Here is a 16,015-nt window from a genome sequence, read left to right as displayed (position 1 = left end):
CGGTCCTTCGTCAGAGTCTCCTTGTGTAACGGCGGGCGGCCGCACAGCTTGAGGCCGCCCACCTTGTCGCACTCAATCGGCGACTTCGAGCAGGACTTCCAGTTCCACCGGTACGCCCAGCGGGAGGCTCGCCATACCGAGGACCACGCGCGGGGCGAGCTTGTCGTCGCCGAACACGCGGGCAATCAGTTCGGATGCGCCATCCGCGATGGCCGGATGCTCGCGGAAATCGCCGACCGTGGCGATGTAGATCCCGAGCTTCGCGACGGCGGTGACCTTGTCGAGCGAACCGAGGAACTCCTTCGCCGCGGCGAGCGCGCTGAGGGCGGCCATCTCGGCGGCCTTGCGGCCGTCCGCCACCGTCAGCGCCTCGCCCACCCGGCCCAGCAAGGGCAGGTCATGGCCTACGGCAGGCAGCATGCCGCTGAAGTAGACCATGTTGCCGACGCGTACCGCCTCGACGTATTTGCCAAACGGCGACGGCGGCGGCGGAAGGGTGATACCGAGTTCCACCAATCGCCGTTCCGCGCCGGCGACCTGCGCTTGCGGGGCGTTCATTACCAGCGACCCAGGTGGGCGCCGCCATCCACGCGGAGCGCTTCGCCCGTGACGCGCGGCGCCTCGGTGACGAACACCACGGCGTCGACGACTTCCTGGATGCTCGAGATGCCGTTGATCGGCGAAAGCGTGGCGAGGAAGTCCTTCGGGCCGTTCGCGTGCATCGGCGTATCGACGATGCCGGGGCCGACGGTATTCACGCGGATGCCCTGCGCTGCGTATTCCATCGCGAGGTTCAGCGAGGCCGATTCGATGCCGCCCTTGGTGATCATGGCGGCGGAGGTCGGCACCCCGGCGATCGGGTGGTTGGCCAGCGGCGAGGTGATGCTGGTGATGGCGCCACCGGTGCCCTGCGCGAGCATCTGGCGGATGACCTGCTGGGTCATGTAGACGAAGCCGTCCACGTTGGTCGACAGCAGCTGGCGATAGTCGTCCTCGGTGATGTCCGTGAACGGCTTGGCGATGAACACGCCCGCGTTGTTCACCAGGCCATCGACCGTGCCGAAGGCCTTCACCGCGGCCTTGACCACGGCTTCGGCGGTGGCCGGGCTGGCGATGTCGCCGTCGACGCGGACGAGGCGGTCCGAGCTCGGCAGTTCGGTGGACTGGCTGACCGTGCGCGAGGTGGCGACGACGTTGTAGCCGCGCTCAAGGAAGGTTTTGACAAGGCCGGCGCCGATGCCCTGGGAAGCGCCAGTGACGATGATGGTTTTAGCGTTCATGAGTGACTCCGATGCGTGAGGGAGGTGTCTTGCTGGATGGGTATCCTCCGCCGATCGGCATTACTTGATTAGACGGAAAAGTGTGGAATCTCTTTTCCATTCGTGCAAAAGTCGGCCCATGCTGGACCTCAACGACATCGCGGTCTTTATCCGGGTCGCCCAGCTGGGCAGCTTCAGCCGCGCCGCCCAGGCCCTGGCGATGCCGATCTCCACCGTGAGCCGGCGGGTCACCGCGCTGGAAGAAGCACTGGGCGTGACCCTGCTCCAGCGCAGCACGCGCAAGCTCAGCCTGACCGTGCAGGGTAGGGCGTATTACGAGCAGTGCGGCGAACCCTTGAACGAACTGCAGGATGCGGAGCGTGCGCTGACCCAGGCACAGCGGACGCCCGAGGGCCTGCTGCGCATCTCCGTGCCGGTCGTCCTGGGCCAGGCGCCGTTCTTCGAGTTCGTCTCGGCATTCATGCGGGCGTATCCACGCATCCGCGTCGACCTGTTCATTACCAACACGTTCCTCGACCTGATCGGCGAGAACATCGACGTCGCCATACGCTACGGCGACTTGCACGACTCATCGCTGGTGGCCCGGCACGTAGGCACGAGCGTGCGCTATGTCGTCGCGACCGCCGCGTACCTGGAAGGGCGCAAGTTGCCGCAGAAGCCCGCGGACCTCGCGGAACACGATTGCATCATGATCAACGGGCGCAATAACCAGGCCGAGTGGGTGCTGACGAAGGGCAAGCGCTCGGAGCGGGTGCACGTCAGCGGGCCGCTATCCAGCCGCGATTTCAATTCGGTGAGTGCGTTCGTCTATCGCGGCCACGGCGTCGGCTTTCTGCCGTCTGCGTATTGCGATGAGCAGCTGGCCACGGGGGATCTGGTGCGCCTGCTGCCGGAATGGGCTTCACCCGAATTCCCCGTGCACGCGGTTTATCCCACGCGACGCTTCATGCCGCAGCGCCTGCAGGTCTTCCTGGACGCGCTGGCGGCATGGCAAAGCCCGTCGTGGTGACGGGCTGAGGGTTCAGCGGATGCGACGACGCGTGTCGTCGCGGCGGGCGACCACGCGCACGGGGCGCGATTTGCGCTGCAGCTTGATCCAGAAGGCGGCCTCGACCATCGCGCCCGCAGCAAACAGGCACATGGCACCGGTGGCGAAACCCGCCATGAAGAGGATCGCTGCCAGGCCGAGCATCGCTGCGAGGATCGTGAAACGCTTCATTGCTGCTCCCGTCGGGTTCGACTGATCTTGAGGTGGACCCGACCTCAGCATGGCACGGATACCGGTGCGACGGCTGAATTTCAGAAAACACTGACGCTTACGTAGGGCGGGCGGGGCGTGAGACGATGGCGCCAGAACATGAGCGGATATCGTCTTAACCTCTCGACCCCAGCGGCGGAGCATATGCAGCAGCCGGGCCGGATGGTCCGTTAACCCTGGAGCTCACATGAACACCGCCTTCCGTTCCCTGCTGGAACGCTTCGTCCGCTTTGAATCCGTCGGTCCGAACCTGATCCGCCTTGCCATCGCCATCGTCTTTATCTGGATCGGCGCATTGAAATTCGTGCCTTTCGAGGCCGACAGCATCACCCCGTTTGTTGCGAACAGCCCGGTGATGTCGTTCTTCTACGAGCACCCGACCGAGTACAAGGCGCACCTGACCCACGAGGGCCAGTTGGTACCGGAGCAGCGCGCCTGGCAGGAGCAGAACAACACGTATGGCTTCTCGCGTGGCCTTGGCGTTGTCGAGCTGACCATCGCGGCGCTGGTGCTGTCGTTCCCGTTCTCGAAGCGGCTTGGTTTGCTGGGTGCGTTCCTTTCGTTCGGCACGACGCTGGTTACGTTGTCGTTCCTGATCACGACGCCCGAGGCATGGGTGCCCGCACTGGGCGACGCGCAACACGGCTTCCCTTATCTCTCGGGTGCTGGGCGCCTGGTCCTGAAGGACACGCTGATGCTCGCAGGTGCCTGGGTCATCGGTATCGATGCGGCCAAGCGGATTCTTGAGGAGCGTGTTGCAGATCGAGCCAGCGCGGCGGCGCTCTCAGCGGTAGTCGCTAAGTGATTTAGCGTAGGGCGGCGTCCACCTAGGGCGCTGCTCTCGTACCGCTTCGTCGCACGCGTTACGTATCGCACAAGCAGGTAGGCTGGGGCGCAACCGCATCTTGCCTCGGTTGACGTTTGCGCTGAGGTGCGTCGGTATTCGTTTTGGTGGACTGTGAACTCGCGCTGCGCGCTGCGCCGCGCCCGATGTGGCGGCTCCCACACTTGCACAAAGGACGCGCAATGAACGAGTACGAGAGAAAGCTTGAAGAGTCGCTCAAGGCGACGAACATCCGGATGTGCATTCCTGGCGACGGCCAGGTTGAGGGTGGTTGGATTGACCGTTGGCTGAATAGCTTCTTCCAGTCGGGTCTTTGAGGGATGGGCGCGCGCTGCAGCGCGCGCCCGCTGGGATCACCTATTTTGCGAACTATGATCAACGAATCCCTGTTTCGGCAATACGTCGAACCCGTTGTCCCCTGGCTGTACGCCGACTCCACGCTGTGGACTTGCGTTGGCCTTACGGGCGGCCTGCTTTTCAGCAGTCGCTTCGTTCTCCAGTGGATCCATTCGGAACGCAAAGGGCGACTCGTTGTGCCCGCGGCATTCTGGTATCTGAGTTTCTGGGGCAGCCTCATCTCGCTGGTTTACGCGGTTCACCTCGATAAATTGCCGATCATCCTCAGCTATGTGTTTCTCCCGGCGTTGTATGGCCGGAATCTGTGGATCCTTCGGCGGGAGAGAGAATCCAATTAACCCGGGTAAAACGTAACAAATTGTGATGCCTGTCACGTTTTGGTGCTAGCGTAACCACTCGCGTGTCCGGGCAGGCGGGCAAGCCGGTGCTTATCCCCCAGGGGTGGATGGGCTGGCTTCGGCATACGTCGTGGGGAGAGCACGCGTGGTTGCGCAACGGTCGGCGGCGCCTGCCTTTCGCTATCGGGCTTTCATCAGCTACAGCCACCGGGACAAGGCCTGGGCGGCGTGGCTGCACCGCGCGCTTGAATCCTATGTGATCCCGCAGCGGCTGGTTGGCCGCGTGACCGACAACGGCTCGGTGCCGCGCCGGCTTGTTCCTGTCTTTCGAGATACCGCCGAACTGGCTACCGCGCGTGATCTTGGCCGGAAGGTGACCCATGCACTGGCGCAATCGGCCTGCCTGCTGATCGTCTGTTCGCCCGAGGCCGCGCTGTCGCGTTGGGTCGATGAGGAAGTGAGGACCTACCAGCGGCTCGGCGGCGGCGAGCGCATTTTCTGCCTTGTCGTCGGCGGTGAGCCGAACGCCAGTCGTATCCCGGGCCGTGGCGCGGAGGAATGCTTTCCGCCGGCCCTTCGCCAGCGCTACGACCAGGAAGGCAACCTCATCGACGATGTGATCGAACCGCTTGCCGCGGATGTACGCCCTGGCGGCGACGGCAAGCGGGATGCGCTGTGCAAGCTGGTCGCCGGCATGCTCGGGCTCGAGCTCGACATGCTGAAGCGTCGCGACCTGCAGCGGCGGGCGCGCCGCGCGGTTGCCTTGTCCGCGGTGGCGCTCACGGTCACGGTGGTGATGACCGTGCTGGCGATCAACGCGATGATCGCCCGCCGTGACGCGGTCGCGGCGAGTCATGTCGCGGAACGTAGGCAGAAGGACGCCGAAGACCTGGTGGCCTTCATGCTGGGCGACCTCAACGACAAACTCGCGCAGGTCTCGCGGCTCGATATCCTGGAGGCGGTGGACGATCGCGCGATGGCCTATTTCCAGGCCCAACCCACGCATGAAGTGAGCGACAGGGCGTTGCTGCAGCGGGCCACGGCACTGGAAAAGATCGGCAGCGTGCGCCTCGACCAGGGGCGGCTGGACGCGGCACTCGCGTCGTACGAGGCAGCCCGCGCCGTGGCTGAGGGGCTCGCCATAGCCGCGCCTGCCGACGTATCGCGCCAGGTGCTACTCGCCGAAATCACGACATTTACCGGGATGGTCCACTGGCGGCAGGGGCGGCTGGACGAAGCGCAGCGCGCATTCGCCAGCGCACGCGCGATCCTGGTACGCGCCGAGCAGGTGGCCCCTGCCAATAACGACCTGCATTTCCAGCTGGCCATGCTCGATAACAACATGGGCCGCGTGATGGAAGCACGCGGTGCGCTCGATGACGCGGGGGCGCATTACCGCGACATGCTCGCGCGCCTCCAGCGTCTCGCTGCCACGGCGCCCGCCGATGCCGATATCGCCGAGTGGCTCGGATCGGCGCATTACAACCTGGGCAAGCTCGCGCTGATGCGCGGCGAACTGGCGAACGCGATCGCCGAGTACGCCGCGGATGAGGCGATCCAGGCGCGTCTCGGCCGGGCGGATCCAAAGGACGCGAATCGTCGGGACAGCCTGCTGACGGTGCAGGCGATGCTTGGCCGCACGCAGGCCATGGCGGGTGATGTGGCGGCCGGAACCGCGCATCTGCAAGGTGCGGTGGAAGCCGCTCGTGCCCTCGTCGCGCTCGATGCAAGCAATACCGACGCTCAGGAGCATGTCGCGCTGTTCTCCACGCACCTGGCCCGCCTGCGTCGCCTCGCCGGCGATGACGCGGCGGCGGGTAGCCTCGTGAGTGCGGCACTCCCTGTCTTCGCCATGCTGCACAAGCAGGATCCACGCAATGCCGCATGGCAACGCGAGTACGCCGAGGCGCGCACCGAAGCGTCGACCCAGGCATGGATTGCGGGTCGCGCCGTCGAGGCAGCCGCCTTCGCGCGTGATGCGCTCGCGGCGCTTGAGCCGCTGCATGCGTTACAGCCGGCTGACCGCGCCACGCTGCTGGCGACACTGGCCGCGCGCCTCGCCGCCGCGGATGCGGCACGAGACATGGCGGAGGCGCGCCGGCTGCGTGAAACAACACTACGCGATGCAGGCGGAGTGGCAAGCGGCGCCGCCGATCCGCGCCTGGTCGCCCTCCGTGTCGAAGCCTTGTTCGCGCTTGGCCGGCATGGCGAGGCCGAGCCCGCCATCCGCGCACTGTGGACCGCGGGATACCGCGATCCCGCGCTCGTGCAGCAGTTGCGCCGTGCGCACATCGATTACCCCGTCAACGAGGCCTTCCAGCGCGAGCTGGTGGCAGCGACGGGTGCAAGCCGGTAGCAGGGGCCGGGTGATCCACCACCGCAGTGGGAGAACGACATGGCCAACAACCGCAATGACGATGCGCCCGATGACGAACGCCAGGATTTCCGCGACAAGGCGCCGGAAGACGATGGTGACGCACAGGCGCAGGGGCTCGAAAGGCCTTCGCTGATCACCAAGAAACCGGGCATCAAGCCCTCATGATCCCACTGGTCATCGGTGTCACCAGCCATCGCGACATCGCGGCCAGCGATATTGAACAGGTCCGTGACAGGGTGCGGGCGTTCTTCGAACAGCTCCGGGATGAATTCCCGGGGCTGCCCCTGCTCGTGCTCTCCGCGCTGGCCGAAGGGGGTGACCAGCTCGTGGCCGAGGAGGCCCTCGCCGTGGGTGCGCGGCTGGTTGCGCCGCTGCCCCTGCCGCCCGACCTTTACGTCGATGATTTCGACGATGCGGGGGTGCACGCGACGTTCGAGTCCCTGCGCAAGCGGGCCGAGGTCGTGCTGCTGCCACGGCTCATGGAGATGCCCCGGCACATCGTCGGCTCGCCGGGCGCCGCGCGCGACCGGCAGTACGCGAAGGCCGGCGTGTATATCGCAAGCCACTGCCACGTACTGCTCGCGCTCTGGGATGGCAACGAGGCCAACGGTGTCGGTGGCACCGCGCAGATCGTGCATTACCACCTGACCGGCGCCCTGCCGGGGCCGACCCTTCGCCACCAGCATCTGCGTCACGTGCTGGCGGGCGGCGACGAGAGCCTGCTGTACCACATCGTCTGCCCGCGGGCCGGGGAAGCGGTGGCCGAGGGTTTGCAACCCATGGAGGCGGGCTGGCGCATCGCGGACGACATGACTTTCCAGCCGAGGCTTCCCCGCGATTTCCACGAGATGTTCGAACGCATGGCGGAGTTCAACGACGATGCGGCGCGCCACGCCGGCGAGATCGACGAAGCCCCACGCGAACTGCACGGCGGGCCCTGCGCGGCGACCGCCACGATCGAGAAGGTATTCCACGAGGCGGACTGGCTCGCGATCCATTTCCGCAAGCGCGTGGTCCTGGCGCTGCGCGCCACCTATACGGTGGCGGCGCTAATGGGCATCGCGTTTACCTTTTATGCGCACCTGCCCGGCAACAACTCGCTCATCTACGGGTTCCTGGGGCTGTTCGCCACCGGCGGCTTCGTCGCCATGCTGGCACGGCGGCGCGGCTGGCATCGCAAATACCTGGATTACCGGGCGCTGGCCGAGGGCCTGCGCATCCAGTCCTGCTGGCGTCGCGCAGGGATCGCCGCCAGCGCCGACCACGAGTTCGCGCACGACAACTTCCTGCAGAAGCAGAACATCGAGCTCGGCTGGATCCGTAACGTGATGCGCGCGGCCAGCCTGTATCCCTCCACCCACCCCGAGGAACCGGGCGAGGAAAGCCTGCGCGAGGTGATCGCGGAGTGGGTGGGTGAACCGGGGCGCTCGGGGCAACTGCATTATTACGAGCGCAAGACCGCCGAGAGGACCGGGTTGCACCACATCACGGAAACCGTCGGCCGGATCAGCCTGTGGGGCGGCATCGCCATCAGCGTGTTCCTCGCGCTGTTCGCCCTGCGCCTCGACGAGGAAACCAAGGTGACCCTGGTCACCCTGATGGCGATGCTCTCCATCGTCGCCGCGGTGCGCGAAGCCTATGCGTACCGCAAGGCCGATCGCGAGCTGATGCGACAGTACTGTTTCATGCAGCGCATCTTCTCCAGTGCCCGCTGCGCCCTGGATCGCACCGGCGACCCCGCGCAGCAACGCGCGATCCTGCACGCCCTCGGCGAGGCGGCCCTGACCGAGCATGCCGAGTGGACGCTCATGCAGCGCGAGCGCCAGGTCGAGCACAGCAAGCTCTGAAGGGCGGCAGGGGGCGCCCCGGCGGCCAGCCAGCCGCCCCTTCACGAACCACTTTGCGCGGCGCTCCGCGCGTGCCTATACTCGGCGCCAGCGCGGTTCGGGGAGAGCGGCGCCACAGGGGTTACAGGGAATGAACGACAATTTTTACGCCGCCCCGCAGGCGGAGCTCGAGCTTGCGCCTCCGCCGCTGAGGCAGAGCGTCGAATCCCGGAAGGCCGGGCGGGGCGTGCGGCTTGGCGCCGCCCTGATCGATGGCGCCGTCGTCGGCACCATCGTTTTTGTCGCCGTGATGTTCTTTGGCCTCAGCCGCGAGGCCGGCGCTGGCAAGTCAGTCCTGGTCGGCGGCTTCGTCGCCCTCGTGCTGATCCTGGCCTGGATCATCGTCAACATCGTGCTGCTGGCGCGCTACGGCCAGACCATTGGCAAGCGCGCCCTTGGCATCGCCATCGTGCGCAGCGACGGTGCGGCGTGCGAACTCTGGCGGATCCTTGTCCTGCGTATCTTCACGGTCCGGCTCATCGGCGTCGTGCCGATGGTCGGGCCACTTTTCTCGCTCGTCGACGTGCTCCTGATCTTTGGCCAGGAGCGCCGTTGCGTCCACGATTACATGGCCGACACGGTCGTCGTACACACCTGAAACCCACCACACAGGCAGACCAGGGAACATGGATAGCAACCCGTACGCGGCGCCCGTCGCCGACCTCGACGACCGTTTCGTCGACGCAAGAAAGCTTGAGCGCTCGAAGGCGACCCGTGGCCAGCGGCTTGGCGCAGCGATCCTCGATTCGATTTTCGGCGCGATGTGCCTCGCACCGTATACCTACTCCAAGCAGAACGGCGGCTCGGTGACGTCGACCGCCGCGGCGCTGTGCGGCATCCTCGTGATCGCGATCTGCATCACCAACCTCATCCTGCTCTACAACAATGGCCAGACGATCGGAAAGAAGATCGTGGGCACCAAGGTGGTCATGGCGGATGGCTCGCCGGCACCGCTGTGGCGCATCCTGCTGTTGCGCTGGCTGCCGGTGCAGATCGTCAGCATGATTCCCTTCGTGAACCTGGTGACCATCGTCGACGCCTGCTTCATCTTCGGCGCCGAGCGCCGCTGCCTCCATGACCTGATCGCGGGCACCATCGTCGTCGACGCCTGATGCTGGACACCGTACGCCAGATCGAGACCCCGGAAGGGGTCTCGCTCCAGTTGCACGCGGCCGGCGCCGTGCCGCGTGCGCACGCGTGGCTCATTGATTTCGGACTGCGTGCCGTCGTCGCCTTCTTCCTGCTCGTGATCCTCGGCATGCTCGGCCAGGCAGGCCTCGGCCTGGGCATGCTCGTGCTCTTCATCGCCTACTGGGTGTACGGCGTGGTGCTCGAGGTCTGGTGGGATGGGCAGACGATCGGCAAACGCGTGATCGGCCTCCGCGTGGTGAACGCCGACGGTACCCCCGTGACCCTGCTTCCCTCGGTCGTGCGCAACCTCCTGCGGACCGTGGATGGGCTGCCGGGCGTTTACGGCATCGGGCTGGTCAGTTGCCTCATGGATCCGCATGGGCGCCGTATTGGCGACATCGTCGCCGGCACCATGGTTGTGCATGTCATGAAACGCCGCGCCGCGGGGCAGGTGCCCAACGAGGCCGCGGAGCCGCCGCCGGTGCCGCTGCACCGTGACGAGCAGGAGGCGATCGTCGCCTTCGCCGAGCGTGCCCGCGGACTGAACGAGGCCCGCCAGCGTGAACTGGGTGACCTGCTCGAGCCGCTGACCGGTCGCATGGGCAATGCCGGCCTGCGCAAGCTCGTGGCGCACGCCAACTGGTTGCTGGGGCGGACATGAAGCAGGAACGGTTCGTCGCCCTGCACGAGGCTGCGTGGATGGAGGTGGAGACCTGGATGCGCGGTACCGGGCGCAAGGCCTGGTCGTCAGCCCTGGCCGAGCAGGGCCTCGATTTCCCCGCGCAGTACCGGCGCATCTGCCAGCACCTCGCGCTGGCCAGGGCGCGCGGCTATAGCCATGACGTGATCGACCGGCTGCAGCGGATGGTGGACCACGGCCACCAGGTGCTTTACCGACCGCCCGCGCCGCGTTGGCACCGCGTCGGCGAATTCATCGTCGCGGGCTTCCCGCGGCTGGTCCGTCGCGAATGGAAGGCGATGCTCATCGCCACGGCCCTGCTGTACCTGCCGACGATCGCGTGCCTCCTGTTGATCCACTTCCGCCCGGACGTCGCCGGGATGATCTTCAGCGGCCACAAGCTCGATGAATTCGAGCAGATGTATAACCCCGCGCGCGCGAAGATCGGCCGAACCAGCGGCACCGACGTCGCGATGTTCGGCTTCTATGTCCTGAACAACGTGAGCATCGCATTCCGCACCTTCGCCGCCGGGCTGTTCTTCGGCGTCGGTGCGATCTACGTGCTCGTCGTGAACGGCATTCTTTTCGGGGGTATTGCCGGGCATCTCGACGCGATCGGCTATGGCGGCCCGTTCTGGCGCTTCGTCGTCGCCCATTCGGCGTTCGAACTCACCGCCATCGTGATCGCGGGCGGGGCAGGCCTGCGCCTGGGGTACACGCTGCTGGCACCCGGGCGCCTGCGCCGTGGCGATGCCCTGCGCCAGGCGGGATCGACGGGTGCGCAGCTGGTGCTCGGCGCGTTCGTCATGCTGGTGATCGCGGCGTTCATCGAGGCGTTCTGGTCATCGGTGGCGGCATTCCCCGATAGCCTGAAATTCGGCAGCGCCGCCGTGTTGTGGACGCTGGTGGCCGCCTGGCTCTGGCTGGGTGGCCGCGGGAGGCGCCGTGGAGATTGAGCGCATCGCCGTGGTGCTGCGCTTGCGCAGCGCCCGTGAATCGATGGACCTGGGCGCGGCGATGCTGCGCCGTCACGCGCGTCCCATTTTCACCGCGTGGTTCATGGCCACGCTGCCCGTGCTCGCCATCGCGATCGCCCTGGAGATCTGGCTCGACCGGCCGTGGCTATCGCTGTTGCTGCTGTGGTGGCTAAAGCCATTCTTCGCGCGCATCCCGTTGTTCGTCGTGTCGCGCGCCGTATTCGCCGAGGCGCCCGGCTGGCGCGAGGCGCTGCGCAGCACCGTAGGCTGGGGCCTGAAGGGCGTACTGCCCTGGCTCACCTTCCGCCGGTTCGATCCGCGGCGCTGTGTCTTCCAGCCGGTGTTCTATCTCGAGGGCCTGAGCGGGCAGGAGCGCGCGCGCCGCTGGCGCGTCTTCGGCCGTGGCGTGGATGGCCCGGGCACCTCGCTCACCTTTACCTGCCTGATCTTCGAGCTCGTGGTGATGCTGAGCGTGCTGCTGTTCGTGCCGGTGTTCGTGCCCACCGAACTCTGGGAGTCGTACTGGCTACAGGGCTGGTTCCTGAAAAGCATGCCGTACGCGCTCGCGATGCCGCTCATCGTCGGTGCTTACCTTGGCATGTCGCTCGCCGAGCCGCTGTGCACCACCGGCGGTTTCGCCCTATACCTCGGGCGTCGCACCGAGCTCGAAGCGTGGGACCTTGACCTGGCTTTCCAGCGGTTGCGTAACCGCCTGGTGGCGGCAGGCGCCACCATGGTGATCTTCGTCGCCGCGTGCTTCGCCATCCAGCCCGCCCACGCCGCGGATGATGCCCAGGCTGCGATGGCGAAGAGCCGGACGACCGTCCACCTGGATGCAGCGTTCAAGGCGCCGCAGCCGGGGACGGACGAACGCCTGGATCGCATTTCGGCTGCGGTCCTTGCCGACCCGTTGCTCGGCGGCACGGCCCATGAAACGCGCTGGGCACTGAAGCATCCCCTCCAGCCGAAGCCGCCACCGAAGGACGTGCCCCTGCGTGAATTCAACATGGCCGGAGCCGCGGTGACGCTCAAGGTGATCCTGCTGGCGTTGCTGGTCGGAGCCCTGGCATGGCTCGCGTGGTTCGCCGTGCGCCGCTGGCCGTCGCGCGGGCAGGGCCGCACGGCAGCACCGGAGGCACCGCGCAACGCGGTGACGGAAACGACCCTGGACGAAGCACCCGTGCCGCGGGGTTTTGGCGATGAGGTCGGTTCGCTGTGGCTGAAGGGCGCGCGGCGCGAAGCCCTTGCGCTGCTGTACCGCGGCACCGTGGAGCGCGTCTCCGCGCGGCTGGATGAGCCCGTGATGCCCGATGCGACCGAGGCGGACGCGATCGCCGGTGCGCGCCGGCTCGACGACGACGAAGCGAGCCGCCGCGCCATTCGCATCGTGCGCACCTGGCAGTACGCCGCCTACGCCGACCGCTTTCCGGCTGATGAAGACCTGCACGCGATGCTCCGCGGCTGGCCGGTGGAGCGCGCATGACCCACGGCAAATGGACGCTTGTCGTACTGGCGGCGGTGCTGGCCTGCCTCGCCGGGTTCTTTGCGTTGTACGAACGCAAGGATGTCGAGGTCGACGTACCGCCGAGCGGCAAGGCCGCGACCGATCACTTCTATGCGCTGGAGCGCGTGATGCAGCGCATGGGCGTGGCAACGCACGCGCTGGGTTACATCCCGGTGGAGGATGAGTCGCTGGCGGTGCTTGGCGTCAACCCGGCGAACCTGGACCGGAACGACGCTGAAAACCTGCTGGACTTCGTAAGCGATGGGGGCACGCTGGTGTTGCCCACCGGTTCCCCCGCCGTGACCGAGCGCGCCAGTTTCTGGAAAAGCGTCACCGAAGATACGGGGCTTAAAACCAGTGGCTACGGTTGCCTTTCCATCGAAGGCAAGCCCGGCGAGAAAGCGTATAGCTGGTGCGGCCCTCGCATGAAAATGACGCCGGCCGTTCGAGTCGATGGCATCGGAGACGCCACCGGCGACTTGCTGGCGACCGTGCGATATGGCGACGGCAAGATCATCCTCGTACCGTCGCTGGCTCCCTTCGTGGATCGCGGCCTCGAGGATCCGGTCGCACGCCGGCTGGTCGCGCGCTTGCTCAACGCCGACGATACCCGCCAGTCGATCGCGCTGGTTTACCGCGTGGAAGGTGCCCGCATCTGGAGCCTCCTGTTCACGAAGGGATGGGCGGCCATGCTGGCATTCGCGATCCTGCTCGCGGCATGGGCCGTCTCCCAGGCCTCGCGGCTGGGTCCCGTGCGCGACGCACCGCGCGCGGACCGTCGCGCGCTGGTCGAACACGTGCAGGCGGCCGGCGAGTTCCTGTATGGCCGCGACCGCGGCCGCGGATTGCATGCCCGCGTGTGCGTTGGCGTGCTTGCCCGCGCACGACGGCTCGATCCCGGTACCGACGGGCTGGAGGGCGAGTTGCTCTACGCCCGCCTGGCCGAACGATTCGACGAGGCACCCGCGGACATCGCGCGGGCTTTCCGGCCTCCCGCCGATGCCAACGCGTTCCGCGAAAGCATCGCCATCCTGTCCCGATTGCGGAGACACCCATGAACACGCCTGTCGACACCCCGCGCGCCGAGGCGACGCCGATCACGTTCACACCCGAGCAGGTGGCCGCGCGCATCGCCGCGTTGCGCACCCAGGTGGGGCATGCCTTCATCGGCCAGCCGGAGGTTTTCGAGCAGGTGCTGCTGGCCTTGCTGGCCGCGGGCCATGTGTTGATCGAAGGCGTCCCCGGGCTGGGCAAGACCCTGCTGGTGCGCGCGCTGGCCAGCGCGGTCGGCTGCACGTTCGGCCGCGTGCAATTCACGCCGGACCTCATGCCCTCCGACGTGACCGGCCATGCCATCTATGACATGAAGGCCGAACGTTTCCAGATCCGCCGCGGCCCCGTCTTCGCGAACCTGCTGCTGGCCGACGAAATCAACCGCGCGCCCGCGAAGACCCAGGCCGCGTTGCTGGAATCGATGCAGGAAAACCAGGTGACCATCGAAGGCCGCCGTTTCCCGCTCCCGCAGCCGTTCATGGTGGTGGCGACGCAGAACCCGATCGAGCAGGAAGGCACGTACGCACTGCCGGAAGCCCAGCTGGATCGCTTCCTCGTGAAGGTGCAGATCGACTACCCGGGGCTCGCCGATGAAACCCGCATGGTCGCCGAGGTGCTTGGTGGCCAGGTGGCGGCGGATCTCGATGTGTCGCGCGTCACCGCGGTGATGAACGAGGCGGAGCTGATCGCCGTGCAGCGCATGGTCGCCAGCCTGCGCGTGGACCATGAAGTGATCGACTACGCGGTACGCATCGCGCGGGCGACCCGCGAATGGCCGGGTGTGATGACCGGTGCCGGCCCGCGTGGCGGCCTTGCCCTGATCCGCCTGGCGCGTGCCGCGGCCCTTCTCGAGGGTCGCGACTTCGTCACGCCGGACGACGTGCGCGGCGTGGCGATCCCCGCGCTTCGCCACCGGCTGGTGCTCGCGCCGGAAGCGTTGATCGATGGCCAGCGCGTGGAAGATATCCTCAAGGGCCTGCTGCATAAAGTGGCCGCACCGCGTCGATGATGCGTCCGGCTCTGCCCCTGATGTGCCTGCTGGCCGCGTGGTCGGGCGTTGGCTTGCTCGTGGCGTTCGAGATGCTGCCGCTGCTGGCATGGCTGGTTGCGGGCGCCGCCGTCGCGGTCGTCGCGGCAGTCGACGCAGGGCTTGCGCGTCGGGAGCCGGCACCGGTGCTACGCCGCGACATGGACGCCGTGCTGCCCCTTGGCGAGCGCGCGGGCATCACCCTGCGCCTGCGCCATACGGGACGGCGGCAGAAGACCCTGCGCGTGCACGATATGCACCCGGGCGGCTGGCGTGTCGAGGGCCTGCCGCGCGACGTCACCCTGACGGCCGCGCGCGAACTGGCGTTCGACTACCACGCCTGGCCGGCGGCCCGCGGCCGGTTCGCGTTTGCCGGCTGCCAGGTGGATCTCGCTTCGCCGTGGCGCATGTGGCGCTCCCGCCGCACGCTGGATGCTCCCGGCGAGGTACGCGTGTTTCCCAACTACGCGCCGCTCGCGCGCATGGCGGGGCTGAGCGTCGAGCTCGCGTCGCGCTCGGTCGGCGCGCGATTGCAGCGCCGGCGCGGCGAGGGCACCGAGTTCCAGGAGCTCCGCGACTACCGCGTGGGCGATAGCCTGCGTAAGGTCGACTGGAAAGCCACCGTGCGCAGCGGCCGGCTGATGTCGCGCCAGTACCGCGACGAGAGCCACCAGCAGGTGGTGCTGATGCTTGATTGCGGACGGCGCATGCTGGCCGAGGATGACGGTGTCGGTCACTTCGACCAGGTGTTGAATGCCTCGCTGGCGCTTGCGTACATCGCGCTACGCCAGGGCGACAGCGTGGGGCTGCTGGCCTGCACGGGCCAGGCCACCCGCTGGCTGGCGCCGCAGCAGGGCGCCGGCGGCATGGACATGGTGCTGGGCGCGGGTTACGACCTGCACGCGGAGCCGATCGCGACGGATTACCTGCATGCCGCCAGCGAATTGCAGACCCGGCAGCGGCGCCGGGCACTCGTCGTGCTCGTCACCAATGTTCGCGACGAGGACGACGAGGAACTGCGCGCGGCGGTGAAGATGATGTCGCGCCGCCACCTCGTGCTGGTGGTGAGCCTGCGCGAGCTGGCGCTCGACCGCGCCGCCGCCGGCGACACCGACAGCCTGGAGGCCGCGATCCGCACCGCCGGCGCGTTGCGCTACCTCGACCAGCGCGATGCCGTGCACGCCCGCCTGCGCCGCGAAGGCATCGCCACGCTCGATGTCCTCGCCAGCGAGCTGTCGGGACGCCTCGTGGAGCGCTATCTCGCGATCAAGCGGGCAGGGCGCCTGTAAGCCGCTTCACCCGGT

The 16,015-nt window shown here is 67.1% G+C and carries 18 protein-coding genes; 15 read left to right on the top strand and 3 right to left on the bottom strand.

Going from position 1 to position 16,015, the window contains the following annotated elements; genetic code table 11:
* Nucleotides 1-72: 72 nt before the first annotated feature.
* Together ACZ6YI_RS04925 and ACZ6YI_RS04920 are read right to left on the bottom strand one after the other, a co-directional pair.
* The gene (locus ACZ6YI_RS04925; protein WP_465777669.1) at nt 73-558 is read right to left on the bottom strand and encodes a RidA family protein; all 486 of its coding nucleotides are present in this window, start codon (nt 556-558) and stop codon (nt 73-75) included.
* Nucleotides 558-1,280 (bottom strand): SDR family NAD(P)-dependent oxidoreductase, encoded by a 723-nt coding sequence (locus ACZ6YI_RS04920; RefSeq protein WP_465777668.1) that lies wholly within the window; start codon nt 1,278-1,280, stop codon nt 558-560. Before ACZ6YI_RS04920 ends, ACZ6YI_RS04925 begins: the two co-directional genes overlap by 1 nt.
* A gap of 118 nt (nt 1,281-1,398) precedes the next feature.
* Between ACZ6YI_RS04920 and ACZ6YI_RS04915 the strand changes: the two genes are divergently transcribed.
* The gene (locus ACZ6YI_RS04915; protein ID WP_465777667.1) at nt 1,399-2,289 is read left to right on the top strand and encodes a LysR family transcriptional regulator; all 891 of its coding nucleotides are present in this window, start codon (nt 1,399-1,401) and stop codon (nt 2,287-2,289) included.
* A 12-nt stretch (nt 2,290-2,301) separates the two neighbouring features.
* Here ACZ6YI_RS04915 and ACZ6YI_RS04910 read toward each other — a convergent pair whose 3' ends face one another.
* Entirely contained in the window at nt 2,302-2,499 is a 198-nt protein-coding gene (locus tag ACZ6YI_RS04910; RefSeq protein WP_465777666.1) for a hypothetical protein, read from the bottom strand.
* Nucleotides 2,500-2,725: 226 nt separating this feature from the next.
* Between ACZ6YI_RS04910 and rclC the strand changes: the two genes are divergently transcribed.
* The 14 genes from rclC to ACZ6YI_RS04840 all read left to right on the top strand — a co-directional run bounded on the left by rclC (nt 2,726) and on the right by ACZ6YI_RS04840 (nt 16,000).
* Nucleotides 2,726-3,343 carry a reactive chlorine resistance membrane protein RclC gene (gene rclC, locus ACZ6YI_RS04905; protein WP_465777665.1) on the top strand — a complete coding sequence of 206 codons (618 nt, stop codon included), beginning with the start codon at nt 2,726-2,728 and terminating at the stop codon, nt 3,341-3,343.
* A gap of 221 nt (nt 3,344-3,564) precedes the next feature.
* A complete protein-coding gene (locus ACZ6YI_RS04900; RefSeq protein ID WP_465777664.1) occupies nt 3,565-3,699 on the top strand; it encodes a hypothetical protein in 135 nt (44 codons plus the stop codon).
* 3 nt (nt 3,700-3,702) lie between these two features.
* Nucleotides 3,703-4,077, top strand: a complete 375-nt coding sequence (locus ACZ6YI_RS04895) for a lipid-A-disaccharide synthase N-terminal domain-containing protein (RefSeq protein WP_465777663.1) — start codon at nt 3,703-3,705, stop codon at nt 4,075-4,077.
* 145 nt (nt 4,078-4,222) lie between these two features.
* A complete protein-coding gene (locus tag ACZ6YI_RS04890; protein WP_465777662.1) occupies nt 4,223-6,433 on the top strand; it encodes a TIR domain-containing protein in 2,211 nt (736 codons plus the stop codon).
* A 39-nt stretch (nt 6,434-6,472) separates the two neighbouring features.
* The gene (locus ACZ6YI_RS04885; RefSeq protein ID WP_465777661.1) at nt 6,473-6,619 is read left to right on the top strand and encodes a hypothetical protein; all 147 of its coding nucleotides are present in this window, start codon (nt 6,473-6,475) and stop codon (nt 6,617-6,619) included.
* On the top strand, nt 6,616-8,301 hold the full coding sequence (locus tag ACZ6YI_RS04880; RefSeq protein ID WP_465777660.1) for a hypothetical protein: 1,686 nt from the start codon (nt 6,616-6,618) through the stop codon (nt 8,299-8,301). Before ACZ6YI_RS04885 ends, ACZ6YI_RS04880 begins: the two co-directional genes overlap by 4 nt.
* Nucleotides 8,302-8,431: 130 nt before the next feature.
* Entirely contained in the window at nt 8,432-8,938 is a 507-nt protein-coding gene (locus ACZ6YI_RS04875) for an RDD family protein (RefSeq protein WP_465777659.1), read from the top strand.
* 28 nt (nt 8,939-8,966) lie between these two features.
* Nucleotides 8,967-9,452 (top strand): RDD family protein, encoded by a 486-nt coding sequence (locus tag ACZ6YI_RS04870; protein ID WP_465777658.1) that lies wholly within the window; start codon nt 8,967-8,969, stop codon nt 9,450-9,452.
* On the top strand, nt 9,452-10,132 hold the full coding sequence (locus tag ACZ6YI_RS04865) for an RDD family protein (RefSeq protein ID WP_465777657.1): 681 nt from the start codon (nt 9,452-9,454) through the stop codon (nt 10,130-10,132). Before ACZ6YI_RS04870 ends, ACZ6YI_RS04865 begins: the two co-directional genes overlap by 1 nt.
* Nucleotides 10,129-11,106 carry a stage II sporulation protein M gene (locus tag ACZ6YI_RS04860; protein ID WP_465777656.1) on the top strand — a complete coding sequence of 326 codons (978 nt, stop codon included), beginning with the start codon at nt 10,129-10,131 and terminating at the stop codon, nt 11,104-11,106. Before ACZ6YI_RS04865 ends, ACZ6YI_RS04860 begins: the two co-directional genes overlap by 4 nt.
* Nucleotides 11,096-12,610 carry a DUF4129 domain-containing protein gene (locus tag ACZ6YI_RS04855; protein ID WP_465777655.1) on the top strand — a complete coding sequence of 505 codons (1,515 nt, stop codon included), beginning with the start codon at nt 11,096-11,098 and terminating at the stop codon, nt 12,608-12,610. Before ACZ6YI_RS04860 ends, ACZ6YI_RS04855 begins: the two co-directional genes overlap by 11 nt.
* A complete protein-coding gene (locus ACZ6YI_RS04850; RefSeq protein ID WP_465777654.1) occupies nt 12,607-13,689 on the top strand; it encodes a DUF4350 domain-containing protein in 1,083 nt (360 codons plus the stop codon). Before ACZ6YI_RS04855 ends, ACZ6YI_RS04850 begins: the two co-directional genes overlap by 4 nt.
* A complete protein-coding gene (locus ACZ6YI_RS04845; protein WP_440325504.1) occupies nt 13,686-14,693 on the top strand; it encodes an AAA family ATPase in 1,008 nt (335 codons plus the stop codon). Before ACZ6YI_RS04850 ends, ACZ6YI_RS04845 begins: the two co-directional genes overlap by 4 nt.
* Nucleotides 14,693-16,000, top strand: a complete 1,308-nt coding sequence (locus ACZ6YI_RS04840; protein WP_465777915.1) for a DUF58 domain-containing protein — start codon at nt 14,693-14,695, stop codon at nt 15,998-16,000. The genes ACZ6YI_RS04845 and ACZ6YI_RS04840 overlap by 1 nt, the downstream gene beginning before the upstream one ends.
* Nucleotides 16,001-16,015 lie beyond the last annotated feature (15 nt).

The organism is Luteibacter sp. NPDC104163 (assembly GCF_055584245.1).
Note: the sequence above shows the minus strand (reverse complement) of the source record. Positions and strands in the feature narration are given on the sequence as shown.